The sequence below is a fragment of the Antiquaquibacter oligotrophicus genome (assembly GCF_020535405.1).
Classification (GTDB): Bacteria; Actinomycetota; Actinomycetes; order Actinomycetales; family Microbacteriaceae; genus Rhodoglobus; species Rhodoglobus oligotrophicus.
This window is the reverse complement of record NZ_CP085036.1, coordinates 442,527-468,094: the sequence shown is the minus strand read 5'-3', so window position 1 is coordinate 468,094 and position 25,568 is coordinate 442,527. Positions and strand designations below refer to the sequence as shown.

Annotated in this window: 17 protein-coding genes; 13 read left to right on the top strand and 4 right to left on the bottom strand. The window is 64.9% G+C overall.

All coding sequences use genetic code 11. From position 1 onward, the window contains the following. Positions 1-52: 52 nt before the first annotated feature. From LH407_RS02270 to LH407_RS02255, 4 genes are all read right to left on the bottom strand, one after another. Positions 53-610: a YceI family protein gene (locus LH407_RS02270; protein WP_322132911.1), complete on the bottom strand. Its 558-nt coding sequence runs from the start codon at positions 608-610 to the stop codon at positions 53-55. A gap of 65 nt (positions 611-675) precedes the next feature. After that, a complete protein-coding gene (locus LH407_RS02265) occupies positions 676-2,049 on the bottom strand; it encodes an NAD(P)/FAD-dependent oxidoreductase (protein ID WP_322132912.1) in 1,374 nt (457 codons plus the stop codon). Next, the gene (locus LH407_RS02260) at positions 2,034-3,431 is read right to left on the bottom strand and encodes an aspartate aminotransferase family protein (RefSeq protein WP_322132913.1); all 1,398 of its coding nucleotides are present in this window, start codon (positions 3,429-3,431) and stop codon (positions 2,034-2,036) included. The genes LH407_RS02265 and LH407_RS02260 overlap by 16 nt, the downstream gene beginning before the upstream one ends. 30 nt (positions 3,432-3,461) lie before the next feature. Further along, positions 3,462-3,944 carry an Lrp/AsnC family transcriptional regulator gene (locus tag LH407_RS02255; protein ID WP_322132914.1) on the bottom strand — a complete coding sequence of 161 codons (483 nt, stop codon included), beginning with the start codon at positions 3,942-3,944 and terminating at the stop codon, positions 3,462-3,464. Positions 3,945-4,067: 123 nt separating this feature from the next. Between LH407_RS02255 and LH407_RS02250 the strand changes: the two genes are divergently transcribed. From LH407_RS02250 to LH407_RS02190, 13 genes are all read left to right on the top strand, one after another. Then, positions 4,068-5,501, top strand: coding sequence for a gamma-aminobutyraldehyde dehydrogenase (locus LH407_RS02250; RefSeq protein WP_322132915.1), 1,434 nt, complete (start codon positions 4,068-4,070; stop codon positions 5,499-5,501). A 34-nt stretch (positions 5,502-5,535) separates the two neighbouring features. Further along, positions 5,536-6,126 (top strand): FHA domain-containing protein, encoded by a 591-nt coding sequence (locus LH407_RS02245; protein WP_322132916.1) that lies wholly within the window; start codon positions 5,536-5,538, stop codon positions 6,124-6,126. Beyond that, entirely contained in the window at positions 6,123-6,953 is an 831-nt protein-coding gene (locus tag LH407_RS02240) for a PP2C family protein-serine/threonine phosphatase (protein WP_322132917.1), read from the top strand. Before LH407_RS02245 ends, LH407_RS02240 begins: the two co-directional genes overlap by 4 nt. A gap of 108 nt (positions 6,954-7,061) precedes the next feature. After that, entirely contained in the window at positions 7,062-8,483 is a 1,422-nt protein-coding gene (locus LH407_RS02235) for a serine/threonine-protein kinase (RefSeq protein ID WP_322132918.1), read from the top strand. A gap of 10 nt (positions 8,484-8,493) precedes the next feature. Next, positions 8,494-14,367, top strand: coding sequence for an Ig-like domain-containing protein (locus LH407_RS02230; RefSeq protein WP_322132919.1), 5,874 nt, complete (start codon positions 8,494-8,496; stop codon positions 14,365-14,367). A 24-nt stretch (positions 14,368-14,391) separates the two neighbouring features. After that, positions 14,392-15,366: an AAA family ATPase gene (locus LH407_RS02225; protein WP_322132920.1), complete on the top strand. Its 975-nt coding sequence runs from the start codon at positions 14,392-14,394 to the stop codon at positions 15,364-15,366. Beyond that, positions 15,367-16,803, top strand: coding sequence for a DUF58 domain-containing protein (locus tag LH407_RS02220; RefSeq protein WP_322132921.1), 1,437 nt, complete (start codon positions 15,367-15,369; stop codon positions 16,801-16,803). It abuts the gene before it with no gap. Positions 16,804-16,829: 26 nt separating this feature from the next. Further along, positions 16,830-19,082, top strand: coding sequence for a transglutaminase domain-containing protein (locus LH407_RS02215; RefSeq protein ID WP_322132922.1), 2,253 nt, complete (start codon positions 16,830-16,832; stop codon positions 19,080-19,082). Positions 19,083-19,167: 85 nt separating this feature from the next. Continuing rightward, a complete protein-coding gene (locus LH407_RS02210) occupies positions 19,168-20,142 on the top strand; it encodes a zinc ribbon domain-containing protein (protein ID WP_322135033.1) in 975 nt (324 codons plus the stop codon). A 90-nt stretch (positions 20,143-20,232) separates the two neighbouring features. Next, complete coding sequence (locus LH407_RS02205) at positions 20,233-22,674, top strand: FtsK/SpoIIIE domain-containing protein (protein WP_322132924.1); 2,442 nt, start codon at positions 20,233-20,235, stop codon at positions 22,672-22,674. 47 nt (positions 22,675-22,721) lie between these two features. Further along, positions 22,722-22,991, top strand: coding sequence for a hypothetical protein (locus LH407_RS02200; RefSeq protein WP_322135032.1), 270 nt, complete (start codon positions 22,722-22,724; stop codon positions 22,989-22,991). Between the two features lie 161 nt (positions 22,992-23,152). Beyond that, positions 23,153-24,367, top strand: a complete 1,215-nt coding sequence (locus tag LH407_RS02195) for an ABC transporter substrate-binding protein (RefSeq protein ID WP_322132926.1) — start codon at positions 23,153-23,155, stop codon at positions 24,365-24,367. After that, entirely contained in the window at positions 24,367-25,566 is a 1,200-nt protein-coding gene (locus LH407_RS02190) for an ABC transporter ATP-binding protein (RefSeq protein ID WP_322132927.1), read from the top strand. Before LH407_RS02195 ends, LH407_RS02190 begins: the two co-directional genes overlap by 1 nt. Positions 25,567-25,568: the final 2 nt, after the last annotated feature.

Genomic DNA, 25,568 nt, shown 5'->3' with positions numbered 1-25,568 from the left:
GCCGTAGAACTCGTCGGGGCCGAGGATCGCCCTCGACCCCGACGAGAAGCCGCTACGGCTGGAGAACTACCTGAAGGTCGAGATTGATGGTCACGTCGTCTCCGAGGGTGACGCCGCCACCCTCGAGCGCGTTGTTCCAACTGACGCCGAAGTCGTGGCGGTTGATCTTGGTTGTCGCGGTCGCTCCGGCCCTCGTCTGTCCGTATCCGTCAACGATGAGTCCGCCGAACTCTCCCGTGAGTACAACGGGCTTGGTCACGCCGCGAAGGGTGAGGTCTCCGGTCACGGTGAAGTTGTCAGGGGTTCCCGTGAACTCGGTCGAGTGGAAAACCATCTCGGGGTGCTCCTCGACGAGGAAAAAATCGCTCGTACGAAGGTGCTGGTCGCGCGCCTCGACACCGGTGTTCACCGATGCCACGTCGATTGTGGCGTCGATGGTGCTGTCTGCCGGGTTCTCGGCCGTCACGATCGTCACGTCGAAGGTTTCGAACGTGCCGCGCACCTTCGAAATCATGAGGTGCTTGACCGAAAAGGAAACCTCGGAGTGGGTGGGGTCAAGCTTCCAGGTGCCGACGGTGTACTGGGGATGGATGTCCGTGGTGATAGTCATACTTCCATGCAAGTACATGGAGTTTGAGAACATTCCCAAAAAAGTGGACGCGTCAACGAGAATTTTTAGGAGCCACCGACCAACGGTGCCATCACCCGAGCCGCGATGGACGGCTTTCCTGTCACCCGCTCTTCCGCGTCGGCCGCGGTCATGGCGAGGAGACCCGCATTCGCTCCGATGAACCGCAGTGGTTCGGGTTCCCACGTCGGCGAGTGATGGTCTACCCAGGGAAGTCGTGTCAGGTTTGTCGAGTGTCCGACGATGAGATCGGCGAGTGTGCGACCCGCGAGGTTTGTTGTGCTCAGCCCATCACCCACATAACCACCGGCGGTGGCGATGCGCGTGCGACGGTCCCACGTCACCGAGGCGTGCCAATCCCGCGGGACACCGAGTGGACCGCCCCAGCGGTGTGTGACTTCCGGCGACCCGATCCCGGGAAAGAGCGATCGGAGCGTGTTGGAGAGGTGATCGAACACACGATCCACACGATCGTATCCGTCGCGAATCGCGCTGCCCCAGTGGTATCGGGCGCCTCGTCCCCCGAAGGCGATCCGGTTGTCGGCGGTGCGCTGACCGTAGATCACGAGGTGCCGATGGTCGGTGAAGGTCTGGCCGTGCGAGATGCCCATCTCATCCCACACGGCCTCGCTCAACGGTTCGGTCGCGATCATGAGCGAGTACAGGGGGAGAATCGCGCGATGATCTTGGCGAAGTGAGGCCGTATAGCCCTCGAGGGCTCTCACGACCGTCTCGGCCCGTACGCGCCCGCCCGCCGTCGTGACCTCCCCGGCCGTATAACCGGTGACCTCGGTGCCTTCGAAGATCGTCGCCCCGCGGCCCTCAAGGAGGCGCCCCAGTCCCCGAACGAGCCGAGCGGGATGGATGCGGGCGCACGCCGGATCGAAGCTCGCGCCGCGAGCTCCCGCCGCCCGAACTCTCTCGGGCCCCCAGAGCTCGAGCTGATCGACGCCGTAACGCGCGGCATCCGCCACCTCATCCTGGGCGGATCGCCACTGCGCGGCAGAGCGCGCGAACGCGACGGTGCCACCCTTGACGTAGTTGATATCCAGGCCAGCGGATGCCGTGACCAGGCCAACTTCGTCGACCGTCTCGATCATCGCCCTGCGCATGGCCAGCGCGGCCTCGAGGCCGTGAGCGCGTACGAGCGATTCGGTGCTGCGCGGGAAGAGGGCACTGCACCATCCGCCGTTTCGCCCCGACGCGCCGAATCCGACGACCTCCTTCTCGAGTACAACAACGCGAAGTGTCGGGTCGCGATCGAGCAGGTACCACGCCGTCCAGAGACCCGTGAGACCTCCACCGATGATGGCGACATCGGCGTCGATGTCGCCGGGGAGCGGCGCTCGGGGCGTGAGGTCGTCCGGTACAGAGTCGTGCCAGAAGCTGAGACCTCGGTAGCGCCCTACAGCCGCGTCCATGCCTCCGTGAGGACCCCGCGCAGAATCCCCTCGATCTCGTCGAACTCGGCGGGACCGATGGTCAGCGGCGGTGCCAGCTGGATCACGGGATCACCGCGGTCGTCTGCTCGACAGTACAAACCGGCATCAAACAGGGCTTTGGAGAGGAAACCTCGCAGCAGCCGCTCCGACTCGTCCTCGTCGAAGGTCTGTTTTGTTGCCTTGTCTTTGACGAGTTCGATTCCGAAGAAGTACCCGTCGCCTCGCACGTCCCCGACGATCGGGAGATCGTTCAGACGCTCGAGGGCTGCACGGAACAGTGGCGAGTTCTCGCGAACACGCTCGTTGAGACCCTCTTCCTCGAAGATGGTGAGGTTTTCGAGGGCGACCGCTGCCGAGACCGGATGTCCGCCGAAGGTGTAGCCGTGATAGAAGGCGGTGTTGCCGTGACGGAAGGGCTCATACACCCGGTCGGACACGATGGTGGCACCGATGGGGGAGTAGCCACTCGTCATCCCTTTCGCGCACGTGATCATGTCGGGTACGTAGCCGTACGCGTCACACGCGAAAACCTGACCGATGCGCCCGAATGCACAGATCACCTCGTCGCTGACGAGAAGCACGTCGTATTTGTTGCAGATTTCGCGCACCCGCTCGAAGTAGCCTCGCGGCGGGGGGAAGCATCCACCGGAGTTCTGCACCGGTTCGAGGAAGACTGCTGCGACGGTCTCCGGGCCCTCGAAGTGGATCATCTCTTCAATGCGCCCCGCGGCCCACTGCCCGAACTCGTACTCGTCGTCTCCGGTACCGGACGGCACAAAACCCATCTCCTCGGCCCGATAGAAGTTGGTGTTCGGCACCCGAAAGCCGCCAGGGGTGACCGGTTCGAACATTTCCTTCATCGCGGGGATGCCCGTGATTGCGAGAGCACCCTGCGGGGTGCCGTGATAGGCGATGGAGCGCGAGATGACCTTGTGCTTCGTTGGTCGTCCCTGGAGCTTCCAGTAGTACTTCGCGAGTTTGAAGGCCGTCTCAACGGCCTCGCCGCCGCCCGTGGAGAAAAAAACTCGATTGAGGTCGCCGGGAGCGTAGTCCGCGAGGCGATCGGCGAGTTCGATGGCACTCGGATGCGCGTACGACCAGATCGGGAAGAACGCGAGTTCTTCCGCCTGCCGGGCAGCGACCTCCGCGAGGCGCCGTCGGCCGTGCCCCGCGTTGACGACAAAGAGGCCGCTCAGGCCGTCGATGTACTTTCGCCCGGCGGAGTCCCAGATGTGGTGACCTTCACCGCGCGTGATGATGGGCACGCCGTGACCGTCCTCCATCACGGATTGCCGGGAGAAGTGCATCCAGAGGTGGTCTTTGGCCTTCTGCTGGAGCGAGGCCTCGTCGATGTCGGCCATGGTTATCGTTCTTTCTGTTTCGTCAGGGACCTAGCGAGTTCCCCAGTTGTAGAACTGCTTGTGCAGTCGGAGGTACACAAAGGTCTCTGTCGACTGCACGCCTTCGATATTGCGGATCTGTTTGTTGAGCAGGTCGATGAGGTCGTCATCGTTCTCGCACACGACTTCGGCGAGAATGTCGAAACTGCCAGCCGTCAGAACGACGTAATCGACCGCTGCGAGCTGGCCCAATTGCTCGGCGACGCGGGTGGTGTCGCCGGTGACGCAGATTCCGACCATCGCTTGGCGATAAAAACCCAGCTGCATCGGATCGGTCACAGCGACGACCTGCATCACTCCCGCTTCGGTGAGCTTCTGGACCCGCTGCCGGACGGCCGCCTCGCTCAGCCCCACCGCCTTGCCGATCTCGGCGTAGGACCGGCGTCCATCGTTCTGCAATTGCTCGATGATGCCCTTGGAGACATCGTCGAGCTGTACCGGCTTGGACGTCGAAGGACGGGGAGCAGCGCTCATGGCTTGATTCTGTCAGCGAGAAAGGCTGCATACAAGCGATTCCGCACGAGTCGAGCACTTTTTCTGCTGAAATCGATAGCCAGGAGGGTGGCCCACGGCCGACGCGCGCGTTAGGTTAGTGCCATGAGCGCATCGGAGATCAAGAACTTCATCAACGGTCAGTTCGTATCGGCCAAGGGCGACGAGAGTTTCGCCGTCATCGACCCCGCCACGGAGGAGCAGTACGCGAGCTCGCCGGTGTCCGGCCAGGCCGATGTCGATGACGCGTTCGCGGCGGCCGCTGCCGCGTTCGAGGAGTGGGGGGAGACGACTCCCGCCGAGCGACAACTCGCGTTGTTCCGTATCGCCGATGCCATGGAGGCCCGCGCCGAAGAGTTCGCCGATGTCGAATCGAAGGACACCGGCAAGCCCCGGGCATCCCTCGTCGAGGACGAGATCATGCTTTCGGTCGACCAGATCCGCTTCTTCGCGGGTGAGGCTCGCCACCTCTCCGGGATGGCGACGGCCGAGTACATGAAGGACCACACGTCGAGCATCCGTCGCGAGCCCATCGGCGTTATCGGCCAGGTGACTCCGTGGAACTACCCGCTCAACATGGCCGTCTGGAAGTTCGCACCGGCGATCGCCGCGGGAAACACAACCGTGCTGAAGCCGAGTGACACGACGCCATCGTCGACACTCCTCCTCGCGGAGGTCGCGGCCGAGTTCCTTCCGCCCGGTGTGCTCAACGTCATCACGGGAGACCGGACCACGGGCGCCCGCATGATCGATCACCGCACTCCGCAGATGGTCTCGATCACGGGCTCGGTGCGCGCAGGTATGGAGGTCGCGAAGGCTGCCGCATCCGATCTCAAGCGGGTTCATTTGGAGCTGGGTGGCAAGGCCCCCGTTGTGGTCTTCGAAGACGCCGACATCGAAGCCACCGTCGAGGGCATCGGCATCGCCGGGTACTTCAACGCCGGCCAGGACTGCACGGCCGCGACCCGTGTGCTCGTGCACCAGTCGATTCACGACGAATTTGTCGCAGCCATGGTCGCCTGGGCCCGTGACAATGCCAAGACGGGTGCTCCGAGCGACGACGGCATCCTGTTTGGTCCCGTCAACAATGCCAGCCAGTTCGAGCGTGTGTCGGGTGTCATCGATGCCCTTCCCGACCACGCAATCGTGGAGCTCGGCGGCAAGCGTCAGGGTGACAAGGGGTACTTTCTCGAGGCGACTATTGTCTCGGGTCTCGAGCAAACGGATGACGCGATCCAGAACGAAATCTTCGGACCCGTCATCACCGTCCAGAGCTTTACGGACGAGAAGCAGGCACTGGAGTGGGCCAACGGTGTCAGCTACGGCCTCTCGTCGAGTGTCTGGACGAAGGATCACGCCCGTGCCATGCGCTTCGCCAAGCACCTCGACTTCGGATGTGTGTGGATCAACACGCACATTCCGCTTGTTGCCGAGATGCCGCACGGTGGGTTCAAGCACTCGGGATACGGCAAGGACCTGTCGAGCTACGGATTCGAGGACTACACGAGGATCAAGCACGTCATGTCGTTCATCGGCTGACGCACGTTCCTTCCGCACTGCCTAAGCTGACGTCATGACCGAGGACTTCGACGACACGGTCATCCGTGTGCGAGGGACGTCGCCATCCATTGATGGCACCGATCTCGATGACACGGTCGTGCGCGGTCCTCGCCCCGCGAGCCAGCCCGTGGAAGATGCGCCCCCGCAGCAGCAGTCCGCTCAGGAATCGCCGCCTCCCGACGCTCCCGCGCCCCCGAAACTCACGTCCGCCCCGCGCGGATCCTCGCGACACTTCGCCATTCGCATCGGCGAAGCGGGTGCTCTCATCCCGCTCGACGTTCCGAGCCTCATCGGTCGGCGCCCTCGCGCTCCGAGAATCATCACGGGACTGCCACCGCGACTGGTGACCGTCGAATCTCCCCGAAGAGAGGTCTCGTCCACCCACGTCGAGCTGAGACAGGTGGGCGGCGCCATCGTGGTGACCGATCTCGGATCAACCAACGGGACGGTAGTCCACGTACCGGGGCTTGTGCCGCGCACCCTTCGCCAGCGCGAGTCCGTCACCGTGTCAGCTGGCACACGCATCGACCTCGGAGACGATATCGTCGTATACGTAGTGGCGCCCACTCCGGTTGCCACGGGAATGACGGGGGCACACGCGTGACGGAGATCGGCGCGTCCGCGATCGCTCACACTGTCGCGGTTCCCGGCTCGGACGGCGTCGTGACACTCTCGTGGGCGGCCGCGACGGACACGGGCAAGCGGCGCACCGCCAACGAGGACAGCTTTCTCGCACAGGCTCCCGCTTTTGTTGTAGCCGACGGAATGGGCGGTCACTCCGCCGGCGACCTCGCGAGTGCTGCGGTTGTCGAGCGTCTCGCCGAAACGGTCGTCGGAGATTTCACTACGCTCGCCGACGTTGAGCGAGCCCTCACCGCGGCAACCGACGACATTACGGTGATCGCGGCGGACAGTCTTCTCGGCGTTGGCACGACGGCAACCGGGGCGGTACTCGTCCTCGAATCGGGAGACCCATTCTTCGCCGTCTTCAACATCGGCGATAGCCGGGTCTACGCCTTCGAGCGCAACGAGCTCACACAGGTCACCGTGGACCACTCGGTTGTGCAGGAACTCATCGAGTCCGGTGCACTGTCTGCCGAGGACGCCGAGTTCCACCCCGACAGCAACGTCATCACACGCGCGGTCGGGTTCGGTGTGCCGCCCATGGCGGATTACTGGATGATTCCCGCCAGAACGGGCCTGCGCTTGCTCGTGTGCTCCGACGGGCTGACCAAGGAAGTCTCCGCGGATCGCATCCGCTTGCACCTCGCGGCCGGGCTATCTCCGGAGGAGACTGCGGGGGCCCTCATCGATGCCGCGCTCGCCGAAGGTGGCAGGGACAACATCACGGCGATTGTCGTTGATGTGCTGTCTGCGCCGGAGCCGTCGGACTTCGAGGACACCCAACCTCGGGCGGAAGTGTCGCCCTAGCCCCGAAGTGGGGGGACTGCTGTGTCCTCATTTCAGAGGACACAGGCCCGCGCCTGGAATACGGCGACTTACACTAGGGAAGTCGTCCGGAGTGTCCAGGGGGTGTTTGTGGCGCGCAGACTGCCCTCTCAACCACCCATCCTCCCGGGGTTCTCGCACGTGCACGTGCTCGGGTCCGGTGGATTCGCCGACGTGTTCCTTTTCGAGCAGAACATGCCGCGACGACAGGTCGCCGTCAAAGTCATGCTCGCCGAGGTGGTCAACGATCAGGTTCGCCAGATGTTCCAAGCGGAGGCGAATCTCATGGCGCAGCTGTCGGCGCATCCGTCGATCCTCACCGTGTACCAGGCTGGGGTGTCGTCCGACGGTCGGCCGTATCTCGTCATGGAGTTGTGTTCCTCGTCGCTCAGTCAGCGCTATCGCAGCGAGCGGCTCCCCGTGGCCGACGTGCTGCGGATCGGTGTCAAAATCGGAAGCGCCATCGAGACCGCGCATCGCGCCGGTGTGCTCCACCGGGACATCAAGCCGTCCAACATCCTCGTGACGGCCTACGGGCATCCGGTTCTCTCGGACTTCGGAATCGCCGCGACGCTCGCCGAATCCGGTGAGCGGGAAGCCGTCGGCATGTCGATACCGTGGTCGGCGCCCGAAGTGCTCATGGATGAGACGGCTGGCACCATCGCGAGTGAGGTGTGGGCCTTCGCAGCCACGGTGTATTCGCTTCTGGCCGGACGCTCCCCGTTCGAGGTTCCCGGTCAATCCAATAAATCCGCCGATCTGATCTCTCGGATCAATCGCGCGAAGGTCTTGCCCATCGGCAGGCCCGACGTTCCTCCGTCGCTCGAGCGAGCACTGGCGCGAGCGATGTCGAGGCGTCCCGAGTCCCGACAGGCGAGCGTCATGGAACTCGTGCGCGAACTGCAGAGCGTTGAGAGCGAGATGGGTGTCGCACAGACACCCATCGAGATCGCCGTGGACGATTGGGCGTCCTCGACTGTCGCCGATCTCGAAGACCGCACGGTCATCAAGGGAGGCAACCCCACACCATCGTCGGTTGCCCAGCGGCGCCGTCGCCGTCGCGGTGGCGACACTGAGTTCAGTTCCGTCGGCACGATCATCAAGGAAGACCCCGTCGCAGCGCCGAGTGGCAACTCTTTGCGCCCCGTCGCGGGCCGCGGGTTGACGGCGCTCGCGTGGGCTCTTGTCGGAGTCGCCGCGCTCGTTGTCGGGCTCGGTGTGTTCGCGACGGTCATCCTCGTTCAGTCGGCGGGAACCGGCACCTTGGCTGTATCGGACATCGAGGCGCGCGTCGAGGGTGACACCGTCGAATTCTCCTGGTCAGATCCGGGCATCGGATCCGCCGATACGTTCCAGGTTTCGGCGGATTCGGCCCCGCCGGTGCAGCAGAGGACAAGCACCTTTGTTGTGGCAGCAGAGCCGGGCGATCGCGTGTGTATCACCGTCGCCGTCAACAGCGCGGGCAGAGTAGGTCCCCCGAGCGCTCAAAAGTGTGCGGACGTGCCGGAATAGTGGGTGCTCCGTGATCAGGCAATGGTTCTCTTCTCACCGATCGCTGACAGCGAGTGTCGCGAGCGGGACGGTCATCGCTGCACTCATCGCGGGTGTGGCCATCGTGTCGACGGGCTACACGGCTCAACGATTCGACCTGGGTGACGGGTCCGTCTGGGTGCCAAACAATGCCCAGCAGGCAATCGGTCGTGCGAATACCGAAATCCTCGAACTGAACTCGGTTGTCCCCACGACCGGAAGCGACCTCTCGGTCGTCCAGGATGGCTCCTCCGTGCTGCTCGTGGATCGATCGGAGGCGCGCCTCGAGGTTATCGACCCTGCTACGTCGGAATCCGTCGACAGCGTTGTGCTCCCACCTGAGCGCCCGGAAGTGTGGACAGCGGGACCAAACACCGTCATCTTCGAGGCGGGGTCGGGTCGTGTCTGGGTCGTACCCGTTGACGATGTTGCCGGATTCGATTCGCAGGCCCCGGCCGTCCTAGAACTCGGCCCCGATGCTCTTGTCACCGTCGAACCGGACGGAACGCTATTCGGTTGGGCCGCCGCAACCGGCGCCCTGTACCGACTCGAGGCGAGCTCATCGGAGGTCGCTCAGACCGTGGGGTCCGTACAGGTGGAGGCGGTGCCAGGCTCCCTGACGCTGACCTCGGTCGCCGACCGCTGGGCCCTGTGGAACTCGGCGTCCAGAACGGTGACGACGGAGCAGGGCTCGATCGATCTGAGCGAATTCGTTCCCTCGGCGGCAGGCGCGCGGATTCAGGCTCCGAGTTCTGTCGGTGATCGATTCCTCCTCGCCCACTCCGGTGGGCTCGTCGGGGTGCCGTTCGACGGTGGGGCTCCCGTTGAGATCACCGGCGACACATCCGGTGTTGCTGCTCCTCCGTTCGCGATCGGGGACTGTGAATACGCGGCGTGGACATCCGGCCAATCGTGGCGGCGTTGCGGGACGGATGCCGGTGCGACTATCGAACTCGATTCGATGCCGTCGACGGCGGCGCTCGCGTTTGTCGCCAACGGTTCGCGTGCGGTGCTCAACGATTCGCGATCGGGCGATTCGTGGGCAATTCAGCGCGATGGTCAGCTGATCGACAATTGGGACGACCTCATCGTTCCCGACGACGAGCAGCCAGACGAGGAACTCACGGACGAGAACGTTCCCACCGAGGTCGAGAAGGTTCAGCAACCTCCCGTCGCTGTCGACGACGAGTTCGGGGCGCGACCGGGTCGAGCCACTGTCCTTCCCGTACTGCTCAACGACTACGACGCCAACGGTGACGTGCTCGTCATCGACGAGGTAACACCGATCGACGAGTCGATCGGGCGCGCCGACCTCATCACAGAGCGTCAGCAGATTCAACTGACCCTCTCTCCCGGAGCGAGCGGAACCGTGACGTTCGGCTACTCGATCTCCGATGGCCGCGGAGGAGTGGCCTCCGCCAATGTCACCGTGACGGTGAGGTCGCCAGAGGAAAACTCTCCGCCGATTCAAGTGCGATCAACCAGCGCCACCGTCGAGGTGGGCGGCCGCGTGGCGACCGAGGTGCTGGGGGACTGGGTCGACCCCGACGGCGACCCGTTCTACCTCGTGGACGCGAGCATCCCCGCGCCTGACAGCGTCGCATACAAGCCTCAGGGCACGGTCGTCTTCTCCGACGGAGGGGAGGCCTCAGGGGCCAAGACCGTGGCGCTCGTCGTCTCGGACGGTTTGGCTCAGGGCACGGGCGCGCTCACGGTTGCGGTGCTCCCGCGCGGAGAGGTGCCTCTCACTGCGCGGCCGTTTGTCGTGACGGCCATCGCTGGCGAGGAACTCACGGTGGCTCCGCTCGATCACGTCACGGGCGGATCCGGAACGATCCGCCTCGGCAGTGTTCCGGCACGCTCTGGCTTTACCGTCACCCCAAGCTACGAAACGGGCACATTCCGCTTCGTCAGTACCGAGATCCGCACCCACTACGTCGACTTTGTCGTCACCGACGGCACACAGACCGCCAACGGGGTCGTTCGTGTCGATGTGGTCTCGCCGACGACGAGTACGCGGCCCATCACGATCCCCAAAACCGTTTTTGTTCAGACCCTGCGCAACGAGAGAATCGACGTCGCAGGTACCGATGTCGACCCGGCCGGAGGCGTTCTCCTCGTCACGGGGATCATGAACCTCCCCGAAGGATCGGGAGTACGGGCCGAGATCCTCGAGCAGCGACTTGTGCGAGTGAGCCTGGAATCCCCCTTGGATTCGGGGCCGGTTGCCTTCAACTATCGAATAAGCAACGGTCTCGCCGAAGCCGAGGGTGTCATCACCGTCGTCGAGATCCCCGCACCGGCTCGAATCCAGCCACCCATCGCCGAAGAGGACTCCGCGACGGTCAGGGTCGGGGATGCCATCGACATCCCCGTTCTCAGCAACGACGAGCATCCGGATGGCCTCGCTCTCACCCTCGAACCCGAACTTGCGCAGGACGTGCCAGAGGACGGCGGATTGCTCTTCGCGTCGGGCAACGTATTGCGTTATCTCGCACCCGAGACACCGGGTAACTTCACGGCGGCCTACTCGGTGTCAGGGCCGGACGGGCAACTCGCGACCGCAACGGTTCGCATCGCGGTTCGAGAAGAGGATGCCGCGACCAACAACCCTCCCGTGCCACCCACCGTCACGGCGCGCGTCCTCGCCGGCGAGAGTGTGAGCATCCGCATTCCGCTCACCGGGACCGACCCGGACGGCGACTCCGTGCAGCTCTTGGGTCAGTCCAGCAATCCAGACAAGGGAACGGTCGTCTCCGCGGATGCCGAGTCGCTCGTTTATGAGGCGGGGGAGTACTCCGCCGGCACCGACGTCTTCACCTACGCGGTCATCGACGCCTTGGGCGCCAGGGCCACCGGCACCATCAGGGTCGGCATCAGCCCACGCCTCGATGGCGCGCGTAACCCGGTCGCTATCGTCGACGAGGTGACCGTGCGCCCCGGCTTCACCGTCTCCGTGCAGGTGCTCGCCAACGACTCCGACCCAGACGGTAGTCCCCTGCGTGTGGTCTCGGCGGAACCCAACGACCCCGAGACCATCGCCCAGGTTGTGGGAGACGTCGTTCGCGTGACACCGCCGCGTCAGGAGGGCACGTACGGCGTCATCTACAGCATCGAAAACGAACTTGGCGGTACGAGCCAGAACTTCATCCGAGTGCGGGTGGCCGAGGATGCCCCGCTCGCCTATCCCGTCGCTTCGGACACGGTATTGACGCTCTCGGATGTGCTTGATCGCGACACCGTCATGGTCGATGTTCTCTCGCAAGTGTTTTTCGCCGACGGTGATCCGCGCTCGCTGGGGCTGAGCATCTACCCGGGCTTCGAGGGGTCGGCGCGTGTCCTCGACACCAAGCTCGTGGAGGTGACCATCGATGAGCGGCGCCAAATCATCCCGTTCCGGGTCACCCATCCCGAGGACCCCGAGGTGTTCAGTTACGCCTTCATTCGTGTTCCGGGGTTCGAGGATGCCCTTCCGCAACTCGATACTCGTGCACCGGCGTTACGGGTCAACAGCGAGTCGACCCTGCGCATCGACATCAATGACTACGTCATCGCTGTCGGGGGCAAACAGGTCAGGCTCACCGATTCGAGCTCCGTGCAGGCGACCCACGCCAACGGCGACGATCTCGTCGTGGACTCTGACACACTCGAGTTCACCTCGGCCGAGAAGTACTTCGGCCCGGCATCCATTTCCTTCGAGGTGACCGACGGGACGAGCGCGACCGACCCTGATGGTCGAACCGCGACCCTCGTGCTGCCGATCACCGTGCTGCCGAGAGATAACCAGCCGCCGGTGTTCACGGGCGCGTCGCTCGAGTTCGAACCGGGGCAAGAGAAGGTCATCGATCTGCTCCGGCTCACAAATTACCCGTACCCCGATGACCTCACCGAGCTCGCCTACTCGATCGTGGGAACACAGCCGACAGGATTCACGGCTTCACTCAGCGGAACGCAGCTGACCATCATCGCTGGTGCCAACGCGGTCAAGGGGTCGACCGGATCGTTCGGTATCGGCGTTCGCGACGATCTGAGCGAGGGCAAGTCGGGTCGGGTCGATGTGCGGGTTGTTGCCTCGACGAGACCGCTTGTGCGCCCTGCGCCCGACAGCGCTGTTGTGCGCCGTGGCGAAACCACCACAATCGATGTGCTCGCCAACGACCGCGCCACAAATCCCTTCCCCTCGGTGCCGTTGCGTGTCGTCCAGATTCGCGGCCTCGATGGCAGCACGCTTCCCGCGGGGTTGTCCGTGCGCCCGAGCTCGGACAATTCGACCCTCGTCGTCAGCGTCGCGCCCTCCGCCGCGCCTGCGGACGTGAGTTTCCAGTACCAGGTAGCTGATGCGACCAACGATCCGACTCGTTTTGCGTGGGGAACGATCACCGCATCCGTGCAGGACCGTCCAGATCCGGTGACGAACGTTGCCCCGACGTCGTTCGGCGATCGCAGCATCACTCTGCGCTGGAACGCGGGCCAGTTCAACAATTCGCCCATCACCGAATACCGGGTCACAATCCAGTCAGCGGGCGGTGCTCCTCTCGGGGTTACGACGTGCCCGACAACAACCTGCACGATCTCGACTCCCGGAAACGGGCCGGGCAACGCCGTGCGCGTGTCTGTCTCGGCGGTGAACGCGATCGGTGCGTCCGATCCCGTGTCGCTCCTCGAGAACATCTGGTCCGATGTCATCCCCGCAGCACCCACGAGTCTGAGCGCCGAGCCCCTCAACCGCGGGCTGCGTGTGTCGTGGGATCGCGTAGCAATGCCCGCCGGCGCATCGCCGGTGTCGGGTTATCTCGTCACGGTCGGGGGAGTGAGTACGACGGCCGGATGCTCGACCGCGCGGTGCTCGGCGGACATCTACGACGCGTCCCTGACCAACGGATCTGCCGTCACGGCGACCGTTAGCGCCCGCAACGACGCCTACAGTCCTCTCGCCGCGTGGAATTCCTCGTCGGTCACGGGAACCCCAGCTGGTCCGCCCGTGGCAGGGGGAAGCCCGCTCGCCTCCGTGACGAGCGACACCGAGATCGCTCTCACGTGGGCGGGTGTGTTCAGCGACAACGGCCGACCGATCACCGCGTATCACGCAGCGGCATACACCGATTCCGCCCCAACGTGCGCCCCGGACGGCACGATCAACGCCGGCGGTGCCACCGTGAATTCAGTCGGCACGGGCACCTCGACATCGTTCGGCGGATTGAACGCCAACGCCGAGTATTCGTTCATCGTTTTCGCGGTGAACAGCCAGGGCTGTACCGCGAGCCCGGCAGTTCGTGCGCAGACCAAACCGGGTGTGATCACCAACCTCACCTGGAGCGGTCCCACCGCGCGCACGGGAACATTGTTCGACTTTGTTCTCACGGGCGGGCAGATGGGCTCGACGGCGCTCACGAGCGATTTCCGTGTGTACTACAGGCTCAATGGCGGCACGCTGAAGGGGCCGATCACGATCGGGTCGTTCATCGAGGCCGACCCTCTGCAGTACGGAACGTCTGTGGCGATCACCGCCGTCGCGTGCCGGGTGTACTCGGGACAGGAGCTGTGTCAGGACGTTCCCTCCGCCTCTCAGACCATGGGTGTCCCCGTCAATGCGGGCGCGAGTGGCATCACGTACACCTGGGATGACCCTTCATCTGAGGCGCCCACCGGTAACTTCGCCTTCACCGGATGGCCGACCGGAAGCTACGACGACGTGCAAGTCGCGTGCGGTTCCAGTCCGGGCGCGGGTAGTTTTACGAGTATCTCGATCGCGGGGGCATCCTGCCGATTCGAGGCCGCGGCGGGGGAGACCCCGTACCTCACGATTCGTGTGCTTGTCGCGGGTGGGACCTACGACGCGAGTTACAACGGATTCGACTATGACTGACCCGATCACCACCAGGAGAAAGCTATGACCATGACCCCGGAACAGGCCTCGTGGTTCTCGGATATCTTCGGCCGCCTCGTCGCGAACGTCGACCAGGTTCTCCTCGGTAAGACGTTTGTGGTGCGGCTGGGATTCACCGCCCTGCTCAGCGAGGGACACCTTCTCCTCGAGGACTACCCGGGCACCGGCAAGACCTCGTTCGCACGGGCGATCGCGCAGTCGGTTGCGGGTACATCCAGTCGCATCCAATTCACCCCCGACCTCCTGCCCGGTGACATCACGGGGGTCAACATCTACGACCAGGGACGGGCGGAGTTCGAGTACCACCCGGGGCCGGTTTTCGCCAACATCGTGCTCGCCGACGAGATCAACCGTGCGAGCCCCAAAACTCAGTCCGCTCTCCTCGAGGTGATGGAAGAGCAGCACGTGACGGTCGACGGTGTCACCCACGATGTTGCATCGCCCTTCATGGTCATCGCGACGCAGAATCCCATCGAGCAGGCCGGAACGTATCGTCTCCCGGAGGCCCAACTCGATCGATTCCTCATGAAAGCGTCGATCGGGTACCCCGACCACGCGTCGACGATGCGTATCCTCGAGGGCTCCGTGGTCCGTTCACACGAGAACACTCTGTCGCCGATCGTCACCGCAGAGGTCGTCACGGAGATGGCGCAGCTAGCTAGAACCGTTCACGTCGACCCGTCGATCAACGACTACGTCGGGCGCCTCGTCGAAGCAACACGCTCGCTACCCGAAATTCGATTGGGTGCGAGTGTCAGAGGGGCCCTCGCTCTCGTGCGATCGTCCAAGACGCTGGCTGCTGCGAGCGGTCGCCACTACGTGATCCCGGATGACGTCAAGTCTCTCGCGGAGCCGGTTTTGGCCCACCGACTTGTCGTCGACCCCGAGGCCGAGTTCGACGGCGTCACGGCCGCGAGCCTTATGGCGCAGATCATCCTCGAGACACCGCCGCCGTCCGATCGGCAAACGGCTCAGTAGGTGGCACGAACGGTTGGCGGCTCTGCCGCGTCGAAGACGGCTGCGTCATCGACGCGGCAGTCCACGCGTGCCCGGGATGCAACCTCGTCCAGATTCGACAGTCACTTCAGTACGGGTACGCGGGGACTGACGAACGCTCGAACGAAGATCGTCGGTGACCGTACCGGATTCCTTGCAGACCTTGTCATCGGGGTTGTCAGGATTGGTCGAGCCATTCGCAAGGTCACCTCGCGGGTGTTCGGTCGCGTCGCCGACGTTATCTCGCCCGTCGGATGGACCCTGATCGTGCTTGCACCGGCCGCACTGATCGCCGGGTACGTCTGGGGGATCGTCGAGTTCGTTGTGCTCGGATGGGCACTCGTCACACTCGTGTCCCTCGCGGTCGTCTACCTGATCGGACGGTCGCCGATGCGGCTGTCTGTTCGCATTCCGCGTTCGCGGGTGGTGGTCGGGGAGCGAGCGATCGGCGAGATCGATGTGCGCAATCCATCGCGCCGACGGGCGATCGGCACCACCGTCGAGGTCCCCGTCGGTCCCGGTGTGGTGGAACTCGCCCTTCCCGGCCTCGCCGGAGGAGCGGAGTCCACTCGAGAGTTTGTTGTTCCGAGCTCGCGTCGCGGCATCATCACCGTCGGACCCGTGCGGACAGTTCGCGCGGACCCGATCGGCATCGTGCGCCGAGATGTCGTGTGGGCGGACGTCGCACAGCTGTACATTCATCCGCGCACCGTGGGTATTCCCAGCATGAGCACCGGACTCATCCGAGATCTCGAGGGAAACCCCACGCGCGACCTGGCGGCCAACGATGTCGCCTTCCATGCCATCCGCGAGTACGTCCCGGGGGATGAGCGCCGCAACATCCACTGGAAGTCGACGGCAAAAACCGGCACCTACATGGTGCGGCAGTTCGAGGAGACCAGGCGCAGCCACCTCGTTGTCGCGCTGAGTGTTGCCGACGCGGACTACGGGTCGCCAGACGAGTTCGAACTCGCTGTGAGTGTCGCGGGATCGCTCGGGGCTCGCGCCATTCGGGATGCGCGCACCATCACGGTCGTGACGGGTGTCGAGACACCTCAGTTTGCGAAGAGAAAGCTCTACGCTGTGCGCGAGTTGTCGTCGCTGTCGCGATCGAGGCTTCTCGATGATCTCGCGGGAGTCGAACTCTCCGAGTCGGCGCTCGGAATGCACGACATTGCGCGCGTGACCGGCGATCGGACCGTCGGCGTCTCCGTGGCCTTCCTCGTGTGCGGTTCGGGTGTGAGCCCCAGTGAACTGCGCGCGGCGTCCACTCTCTTCCCGCCCGATGTCGATGTTGTGGCCGTCGTCTGTAACCCGGATGAGCCGCCCGGTCTGCGAAGGGTGCCAGGCCTCAGTGTCCTCACCATCGGCTACCTCGAAGACCTTCAGAAGGCCCTGTCGCGATCGGCGGCAGAGTGAAGGCGCCGTCGCGCGAGCGGGTTCCCGTGGCGCGGATCGTGTTCGCGATCCTTGCGGTCTGGCTTGTCACCCTCATCGCGGGCGCGGCGCTGTGGCCCATCTACGAGAGCCGCGGCATTCTTGTGGCGATCGGCGCGGGACTCGTAGGGGGTGCCGTTGTCGCGGGCCTTGGCGCCCGATTCCGTCACCCGTCATGGGTTGTCATGATCCTGACCGCGCTCTATTTTGTGGCGGTCGGAGTGCCGGTCGCCGTTCCCTCCCGCGCGCTCAACGGGATTTTTCCCACTCCCGAGGGAATCCTCGATCTCCTCGCCGGCGTCGCACTCGGGTGGAAGCAGCTCCTCACCGTCACGCTTCCCGTCGGCGACTACGAGGCGCTCCTGGTTCCCGCTTTTCTCCTCGTGCTCCTCTCGGTCGTGATCGGCGTTTCGATCGCGACGAGAACGCGTGTTCCGGAAGCATCCGTGCTCCCTGCCGTCATCGTGTACATCGTCGCCGTCGCCTTCGGGCCGGATGATCGGGCCGCCAGTGTCATCCTCCCCATCGCTCTTCTGACCGCCGTCGCACTCGCTCTCATCGGCTTTCGGCAGGGGCGTCGTCGTGCAGCTACGGCGGCCCTCGCTCGCGAGACGGACGAGCATCCGACCCGAGACGCCGCCGGTTTCCGAGCACTCGCCGGCGGCCTCGTTCTGCTCGTCCTTGCTGCAGGCGCGGGAGTCGGAGCGGCGTCGGCTCTCGCTCCGACGACGGCGCGTACCGTGCTTCGCACCGCCGTGGAACAGCCTTTCGATCCGCGCGACTACGTCAGCCCGCTCTCCGCGTTTCGAAGCTATTGGCAAGAAGACACGGTCGATTCGGTGCTCTTCCGTGTCAGCGGACAGGACGGGGAGTTGGTGCGGCTGGCAACGCTCGACACCTACGACGGCGTCGTTTTTGCCGTCGGAAGCGCTGCGGTGACCAGCGAATCCGGTGCCTTCGTACGTGTGCCGTCCACGTTCGACCAGTCTGGACTCGAGGGGGTCGACACGTCGACGTCGATTGAGATCGACCAGTACTCGGGTGTGTGGGTGCCTACCGTGGGAAAGCTGCGATCCATCGACTTCGAGGGGCCTGACGGTGCAGACCTCCGGGGAGCGTTCTTCTACAACGACACCACGGGCACCGCGGCAGATCTGCGCGGCCTGAGCTCTGGAGATCGCTACCAGCTCGACTCGGTCGTGCCGCCATCGCCGGCACTCTCGGACATCTCAGATCTCGAACCGGGGTCCGCAGTGGTGCCGGAGGCGACAGGTGTGCCCGAGGAACTCGTGACCGTTCTCGAGGAATACGTGTCGGGAGTGGACGGTCCCGGCGCACAACTGGCCGCCATGCTGGATGGCTTGGCCGTCAACGGCTATATCAGCCACGGCGTAACCGACGACGAGCCTCCCAGCCGATCTGGACACGGGTCCGATCGTCTCACCGAACTCCTGTCGGCGCCTCGGATGATCGGCGACGGCGAACAGTACGCCGCGACCGCCGCGCTCATGGCGCGAGAGCTCGGCTTCCCCTCTCGTGTGGTGCTCGGTTTCGTCCCTCAGGATGGTGTCGTGCGAGGCGGTGACGTCGTCGCCTATGTGGAGGTCGATACCGCTCAGTACGGCTGGGTGGCCCTCGATGTCACTCCGCCCTACCGCGACATTCCCGAAGAACTCCCGGAGGACAACGCGCAGGTGTCGCGCCCCCCGACGATCGTTCCCCCGCCGGTCGTCGACACCGAGCAACCCGATCGCCAGGAGACGCCCGACAGCGAGCAAGAGCTTCCCCCTGACCTCAACCCGCTCTGGGGAGTGCTCTTGGCGATCGCAACGGTGCTCGGCTGGGTCCTGCTTGCGCTTGCGATCCTCATCTCGCCCTTCCTCGTCATCATCGTTGCGAAAGCCCGACGTCGCCGTCTGCGACGACGCGCTACGCTCCCCGCCGATCGCGTCGCGGGAGGATGGCGCGAGTTCGAGGATGCCGTGCTCGACCACGGCGTCTCGACTGCACCCTCGAGCACCCGAAGCGAGGTCGCAGGGGTAACCGGGGTTGTCGGGGCACAGGTCCTCGCCGCGGTCGCGGACAGGGCGACGTTCTCTCCGGACGAACCGACAGCGGAGGATGCCGACGTCGTATGGCGTGCGGTCGACGACCTGCGTGGCACTCTGGACTCAGGCCTGACCCGTTGGCAGCGGCTGAAGGCTCGCGTCTCCCTGCGCTCCCTCGGTGGCTATAGTGTGACCAGGATTTTTTCCCGATAGAAGGACGACCGTGACCTGTTCCTACTGCGGAACCCATTTGCCGGTCGGAGCCATGTTTTGCGGCGAATGTGGTCGAGCCGTCGCCGTGCGCGACGCGGCTACGCCCGCACCGGCGGCGGAAGAGCCCGCCCTCGCGCCCTGGTCCCTCCAGGAGCTCGTCGTCGAGGACCTCGTGGTGCCGGAGGCTCAGCATCCGGCGGTGCGCGAGGACTTCCTCGCCGACCTCCCGCCCGCTGTGGTTGACCAGAATCCGACCCCTCCCGTTGCCACCACGCCTCCCGCTCCGGTAGCCCCGCCCGAGGCCACTCCGCCGCCTCCGCCATCCCAGCCGGAGCCCATCGTCCACGCGCCCACCGCCCCACCCGCATCTCGAGAAGACGCACCGGGTGAGCACGGCTTGACATGCGCGCAATGCGGAGCAGCACTCTCCGAGACGGATATCTTCTGCGGCGAGTGCGGTCTCGTTCGCGTCGGTGGCAGTGCTCTTCCGCGTGACACCGAGATCATCGAGCCGTTCCCGTGGAGTGATGACCCGCTCGTCGTGACCGACAGTGCGCCCGAGCCGGTCGCGCCTGAGCCGGTCGTGCCTGAGCCGGTCGTGCCTGAGCCGGGCGTGCCCGAGCCGATCGCCCGGTCGACGGACGGACGGCACGCGGCCGCAACGCCCGTCGATGCTGTGCTGCGACTTGATGAGGACCTCGAGCAGACCAGAATCGTGGCGCCGGGCGCGGGTGGCGACCGATTCATCCTGCAGTTCAGTACGGGCGAGAGTGTGAGTGTCACGGGAACCGGGCTGCTGGGTCGTAATCCGACCCCCGAACCCGGCGAACACATGGACACGATCGTGGCGATCTCGGATCCCGGCAAGTCCGTATCCAAGACACACCTCGAATTCGGGCGGGAGGGCGGTGCCTTCTGGGTGAGCGATCGCTACTCCGGCAACGGCACGATCGTTCGAGAGCCCGAGCGGCCAGCACGCCGCTGCGAACCCGGCAAGCGTTACCGCATCGCGCGAGGCACGCGCGTGGAGATCGGTGAGCAGTTCTTCATCGTGAGCTGACCGCCACCTCCCTGCGTTGTGGACGGCTAGTTCTGCACAGCTCCGCTCAGTCACCGGATGTCGGGCCGCGCGAGGCGGCAGACTGCGGCCGTGTTAGACAACCGACTCGTTCTGCCCACACCGGTCGCCCCCGCCACGCCGTGGCGCTTTCCCGTGCTCGCGGTACTGGCACCCGTGGTCGTCTCGGTGGCGCTCTGGCTGATCACGGGGTCACTCTTCGCTCTCGGCTTCGCCGCACTCGGCCCCGTGACAGCGCTCGCGAGCGTTGGAGACCAATGGTGGGGCGGTCGACGCGGGGCCGCGCGCGAGCGGGCCAGGTTCGACCGCGAGATGCTCGAGGCACGCGCACACATCGTCCGCGCCCATTCGCGCGAGCGCGATGCGCTCTTGGACGCCTGGCCCGACGGTCCGGCCATCCTGTCGCGCCGGCACGACAGAGGACTGTGGCACGCGGATACACGCGCTCTCGTTGTCGTCCTCGGGGAAGCGGACATCCGCAGTTCGCTCGAGGTCACCCCGCCAGCCGGCAGCGGCGACGACATCACTGACATCGCGGTTTCCGCCCGGACACTGCTCGGCCCCTTCGGCGCCGACCCGCGCTTGGGAATCGGAATTGTCGGGCCTGCGCCTACCGCGCTCGCCGTCTATCGCGGCCTCGTGCTGCAGCTGCTTCGCTCTCTTCCACCGGCGGACTACTGGATGAGTTGTTCCGATGAGCTCAGCGAGCTGTGGCTCACTCTCATTCCGCATCGTCGCGTCGAAGCCAGCGACACCGGCGGAGCGTCGATCATCACGTTCGGACAGCACGGTCACGCTGATCCGGTGATCCGTCTGGCTCTCGGCGGATCGGAGGCGGAGATTCCGCCGACGTGCCGCATCGTTGTCGTGACGGGGCCGCACGAGGCACGTGTTGTCCAGCATCCTGAGCCGGATGCCCGCGTGTCGCTCCGGCTCGCCTTCGTCTCGCAACGGGAGGCGGAGGCCTGGGTCTCGCGCCTTCGCGACGACCCCAGGGCCGTCGCGGAGATCGGAGCCGCACTGCCGCACAGCGTGACGCTAGGTTCGCTCCTTCGCCCTGTCGCGGACGAGGCGGCACCGGGGCTTCCGTGCACACCCGTTGTCGGTCCGAGCGGCCCCGTGTCACTCGATCTGGTCGCCGAAGGTCCACACGCCGTGGTGGCCGGAACAACGGGGAGTGGCAAGAGCGAACTGCTCATCGCCTGGGTCATCGCCATGGCGGCAGAGCATTCCCCGGAGCGAGTCTCTTTTCTTCTCATCGACTTCAAGGGTGGATCTGCATTCGCCCCGCTGGCCTCGCTCCCGCATGTCGTCGGGACGATCAACGACCTCGACGAGCACGAAGCGGAGCGGGCGCTGGCGAGCCTCCGGGCCGAATTGCGCTACCGGGAAACTCGATTGGCCGTGACCGGAGCTCGGGGCATCGAGGACGTGTCGATGCCGCGCCTCGTGATCGTGGCCGACGAGTTCGCTGCGATGCTCGCCGAGTTCCCCGACCTCCATGCGCTCTTCGCCGACATCGCGGCACGCGGTCGCTCGCTCGGCGTGCACCTCATTTTGTGCACTCAGCGCCCCGCCGGAGTGGTCAAAGACTCCCTCCTGGCCAATGCCGATCTTCGACTCTCGCTTCGCGTCAACAATGCCGCCGATAGTCATGCCGTCGTCGGAACATCCGAGGCGTCGGAGTTGAGCGCCGCGAGCCGCGGTCGCGTCGTGGTCCGCCGGGCAGGTGCAGACACGGAAACACTCCAGGTCGGACTCGCCGATGCGGCCGACGCCGACGTGGTGCGGAAGCGCTGGGCCCGAGCGGCGCGTCCACGGCGACCGTGGTTGGATCCGCTCCCACGTGACATTGCGCCATCAACGCTCGCGCGAATCGAGGGAGGCATCGCTCTGGGCGCCGCGGATATCCCCGAGGTCCAGCGGCAAGAGACTTTCGGGTGGGATCCGAGCGCCGACGGGAACCTTCTCGTCATCGGAGGCCCGCGCAGTGGCAAGAGCACCACGTTGGCAGGCATTCCGGGCATCCGTGTTCCGCCCGACCCGCCGCGGGCGTGGGATGTCGTTGCGGAGGCCGCGGATCGGCTCGACACTGATCGGCTGGAGCCGGGCATCCTGATCATCGATGACCTGGATGCGATCCTGTCGCGTTTCTCCGGTGAGCACCGTGTCGCGTGGCTGGACTCGCTGACCCGCATCCTGCGCGAAGGGCCGGGTGGGGGGTTCATGGTTGCTGCGAGCGCGGTGCGGCTCCAGGGCGAGTCACTCGCGCTTGCTGCTCTCTTCCCGTCGACGATCCTCCTTGGGCATCCTCGCGCCAGGACTGGGTGCTGGCGGGTGGAAGGAGTGAGTCCTTTGCGGCACGTCCTCACCCCGGGTGGGGTTTCAGGGGCGACACACGTATCCAGGTGGCACACTTCGCGCAGGTGCGCGACACCGGCCGCGAACCGGTCGTGGCCGTGCCGCAGCCCGGTCGCTCGCTCGCAGTGGCCTCGACGCGGGCCGACTATCTAGCCGCGGAACTCGCGCGTACGGGATGGCGGGTGGAGGGTATTGCGGCGGTGTCGACCACCGAGACGAGCAGCTCGTCGGCGATCGTCGCCGACCTCGACGAGTGGCAATCGCACTGGGGGCTCTTATCGTCGCTGCGTTCGACCATGCACGTTGTGCTCGACGGATGCTCGCTCTCCGACGTTCGAATGGTGACGCGTCTGCGCACCGTGCCTCCACCGCTTCCCGTCGGATCGACGATGGCGTGGGAGTACCGAGCCGATAACACCATCGGGCGTATTCGTCTCCCCATCGACCCGGGGGCTGGCCGGGCTGTGTAACGCCATGCCGCCCGCACGATGGATTCCGCACATTTTCCGCCCCGGCGACACTGATTCGGTGAAATTCATGTTACAAACCGCGCGATTTGTCCGTTCGGTGCTGTGCGCTGCTCACGGAGTGTGTCAGGATTCGAAGACGCGCGAACCAAAGGAGGCTGCCGATGCCGAGAGAACTTCCCCAGGACCCGATGATTCGCCAGCTTGTGCTGCAGGCCAAGCGGGCACAGCTCAGCCGTCGCCATGTCCTGCAGGGGATGGGCATCGGAGCTGGTGCTCTCGCGCTCGCGGCGTGCGCGCCGTCGGGGGGAACCGCGCCCACCCCCGCGGAGGACAACTCTGCGAACGACCCAACACTTGTGTGGGGAAACTGGCCGGCGTACCTCGACGAGGACGATTCCGGAGCCTCGCCCACTCTCATGCGGTTCGAAGAGGAGAGTGGCATCGCGGTCGAGTACCGCGTCGACATTGACGACAACAACACGTTCTACGGGACCATCAAGGACCAGCTCGCTCTCGGTCAGTACCCCGGGTTCGATACTTTCTGCCTCACGGAATGGATGGTTGCTCGCCTCATCCGGTTCGGATACGTCCAAGATTTGGATGAGGCGAACATTCCGAACAAGGCAAATCTCGCTCCGTCGCTCCTGGAACCCGATTTTGACCCCGGGCGTATGAAGTCCCTGCCGTGGCAGAACGGCTTCGCGGGTCTTGCTTGGGATACGGAAGCCGTGCCCGCCGGCCTGGAGTCACTCGATGACCTGTGGTCACCAGAACTCAAGGGCAAGGTCACCGTCCTCAGCGAACTCCGCGACACCATGGGGGTGATCCTGCTCGCCAACGGCGTCGATATTTCGTCGTCCGATTGGGGCACCGACGAGTACGGCGCTGCCATCGAGGTGCTGGAGAAGCAGGTCACAGACGGGCAGATCCTCGGGATCAAGGGCAACGAGTACATGCAGGACTTCGTTGCCGGCGATGCTGTGGCCGGGATCTGCTGGTCGGGTGACATCACCGTGCTGAACGCGGAGGTGGGCTACGAGCGGTTCAAGTTCGCGCTTCCCGATACCGGTGGCACCCTGTGGGGCGACACCTTTGTTGTGCCCATGGGGTCGACCCGCAAGGCGAACGCGGAAGCGCTCATGAACTACTACTACGAGCCTGAGGTCGCTGCCGAGGTCGCAGCGTGGGTCAACTACATCACGCCCGTGGTGGGAGCGGCCGAGGCGGCCGCCGAGCTGTTCCCCGAGGTGGCCGAAAACCAGCTGATCTTCCCCGACGAGGAGACGCTCAGCAACGCGCACATCTTCCGCACGCTCGATGCGGCCGACGATCAGGCCTTCAACAACGAGTTCCAGCGAGTCAGCCTCGGTGCCTGATGGCCGACCGCACCTTCGCTGAGGCCGGAGCCGATCTCGAACTCGTCGGCATCAACAAGCGGTTTCCCGGATTCACGGCGATCGAGGACCTCGATCTGGTGATTCCGGCCGGCTCGTTTTTCGCACTTCTCGGGCCGTCCGGGTGCGGCAAGACGACAACTCTCCGCCTCGTCGCGGGACTCGAACAGCCCACCGCTGGTCGCATTCTCATCGGCGGCAAGGATGTGACGAGCGTCAAGCCCTTCAAGCGTCCGGTCAATACGGTGTTCCAGTCGTACGCGCTCTTTCCGCATATGACCGTTCTGGAGAACGTCGCCTTCGGTCTTCGCCGCCGCAAGATCGGCGACCCGCTCGGGAAGGCGCACGAGGCCTTGCGACTCGTGGAACTCGATCATCTCGCGTCTCGTCGACCGCAGCAGCTTTCGGGCGGCCAGCAGCAACGCGTCGCTCTCGCCCGTGCGGTCGTCAACCGCCCAGCGCTGTTGCTCCTCGACGAGCCGCTCGGGGCGCTCGATCTCAAGTTGAGACGACAGATGCAGACCGAGCTCAAAACCATCCAGGACGAGGTCGGCCTGACGTTCCTCCATGTGACGCACGATCAGGAAGAAGCCATGACGATGGCCGACACGGTCGCCGTCATGAACAAGGGCGCCATTGAGCAGATGGGCGCGCCCGAAGAACTGTATGAGTTGCCGAAAACGGCCTTCGTTGCAAACTTCCTCGGGCAGTCGAACCTTTTCACCGGTTCGGTCACCTCGTCGACCGGCGGCTCGATAGTGGTGGACGTCGCTGGTGTGAAGATCGAAGTGCCGAAGGAGCGCGCTCAGCGGCACACGGGGCGTGTGACGATCGGAGTTCGGCCGGAGAAGCTCATGCTCGCCACCTCCGCCCCGACAGCGGCTCCCGGCACCAACATCCTCGGCCCTGGACGGGTTATCGACGTGTCGTTCAGTGGCGTGAGCACCCAGTATCAAATCGCCATTCCCGGGGTCGGGCCGGTGACGGTCTTTGCGCAGAACATGGTCTTCGGCCCCGTCGTCCACGAGGGGGCGGAAGTGTGGGTGTCGTGGACGGTCGATCACGGCTTCGGTCTGGCCGATGAGCCGGAGGCCGCACCCAGATTCGCGTCCGACGCCGACACCTCCTCGATCGCCCTGCAGACGCGCAAGGACCTCCTCGCGGAGATCGAGGAAGCCTGACG